We start from the raw sequence: 1717 nt of genomic DNA on the forward strand, positions 1-1717 counted from the left end.
GGTGCCGGCGGGGACGTGGAAGCCTGCCGGGAAGCGGCGGTGGACACCATGGGCCGCTGCCACACGTTTTTGTATCTGCACCGCATCGACGAGATGCGGCGCTCGGGCCGCATGTCGGCGGCCGCCACCCTGATGTCGACCACGCTGGCCACCCGGCCGATCCTGTCGATTGCGCAGGGCAAATTCGAGATCGCGGCGAAAACCCGCACCCAGTCCAAGGGCATGGCCAAACTCGCGGAAATCGCCTGTGCCGTGGCCGGCGGCAAACCCGCCGACGTGTGGCTGCAGCAGTACGAGGCCCGGGAAGCGGCCACCGGTTTGAAAAAGACCCTTCTCGCCGAACTGCCGGAAGGCTCATCGGTGACAGTTCTGCCCCAGGACGCGGCGCTGGCCATCCACTCCGGGCCGGGGTCGCTGGCCCTGTCGATCAAGGTTGATCCTTCTGCCGTGCCCCCGCAGGAGACCGCCCAGGCAACCGGCAAACACAAAAACACCACCAAAGGCATGGATTTCCTGTCGCTTTTGAAAAACGATCCGAAACCGGCCGCCGACATCGCCGATGCGGCCGCCGGCGACGGTGCCGCTGCCACCGGGACCGGGTCCCCGGCCGACGGCCAGCACGGCGACTAGCTTTTAAAAAACAATCCGGCTTCTGCGGCGGCGGGCTGTGGACAGTTGTGGGCCGTCCACAGCAGGGGGTGGTGCACCTGTGGTTGTTTTTTCCGCCACCGGCCTAGCGTGACCGGTATGAACATCCGCCTGCCCGGTCCTGTCGCCGATGCGATCACCACCCTTGTCGCCGCACCCGCGGTCACCCCGCCGGCGGCCGGTACATTACCGGCGGTCGGCGACCCGGCCGACGGGTCGGCAGATGACGGCGACCGGGCCTATCCGGTGGCCGGCTCCCAGCCGCGACACGGCCAGCGCAGCTATGCCGGTCTGGTGATGCTGGCCGCGGCCGTGACCGTGATCGCGGTGTGGCTGAGTTCCGGGGGGCCGCCGGATACCACGGCGGTTGCCGAAGGAACAGCCACCGCCCCGGCGGGACCGGCCACGGTACCGGTCACCCCGCCGCCGCCCCCGGTTGCCGTGCGGGGCGGACAACCGGCGCGGGCTTCAGCCAGTCAGCACCCACCGCAGGTGGTGGTCTCGGTGGTCGGGCATGTCCGTTTCCCGGGGCTGAAAACACTGCCGGAAGGATCCCGCATCGCCGATGCCCTGGCGTTGGCCGCCCCCTACGATGACGCCGACCTGGTGACATTGAACGCGGCGAAGAAACTGGTCGACGGAACCCAGATTGTTGTCGCCCAACGCCTCCCGGCACCGGCTGCGCCCCCGCCCGGCGGTTCCCGGGTCACTGCCGGGGATGCGGTCGCCGGGCAGCCCGGATCAGCGCACCAGCCGGCCCAGGTGTCGTTGGCTTCGGCGACGGAGCAGCAGCTGTCCACCGTGCCGGGCATCGGGGAAAAAACCGCCCGGGCGATTATCGCCTACCGGGACAGCAACGGTCCGGTCACCGACATCGGCCAGCTGACGGCGGTGCGCGGAATCGGCGACGCCACCGTCGCCCGCCTGCGGGACTATGTGGTCCCGTGAGTAACCGGCTGCTTGTGGCAACCGCCGCCACCGTATGGGCGGCGGTTTATCTCACCCTGGCCGCCGATGCGGGCTACCGGATACTGGCCGGGGTCGCCGTCATCGGCGCTGTGGCCGCGGC

The 1717-nt window shown here is 69.4% G+C and carries 2 protein-coding genes; both read left to right on the forward strand.

Annotation, left to right across the window (positions count from 1 at the left end; translation table 11 throughout):
- A partial coding sequence (locus JZY06_RS12255; RefSeq protein WP_242516664.1) for a DegV family protein occupies positions 1-630 on the forward strand: 630 nt, incomplete at its 5' end.
- A gap of 117 nt (positions 631-747) precedes the next feature.
- Positions 748-1596, forward strand: a complete 849-nt coding sequence (locus tag JZY06_RS06110) for a ComEA family DNA-binding protein (RefSeq protein WP_207119181.1) — start codon at positions 748-750, stop codon at positions 1594-1596.
- Positions 1597-1717 lie beyond the last annotated feature (121 nt).

The organism is Corynebacterium mendelii (assembly GCF_017307055.1).
Lineage (GTDB): Bacteria > Actinomycetota > Actinomycetes > Mycobacteriales > Mycobacteriaceae > Corynebacterium > Corynebacterium mendelii.

Coding starts and splice junctions, on each gene's coding strand:
- JZY06_RS06110 (WP_207119181.1), top strand. CDS start 748: ATGAACATCCGCCTGCCCGGTCCTGTCGCCGATGCGATCACCACCCTT.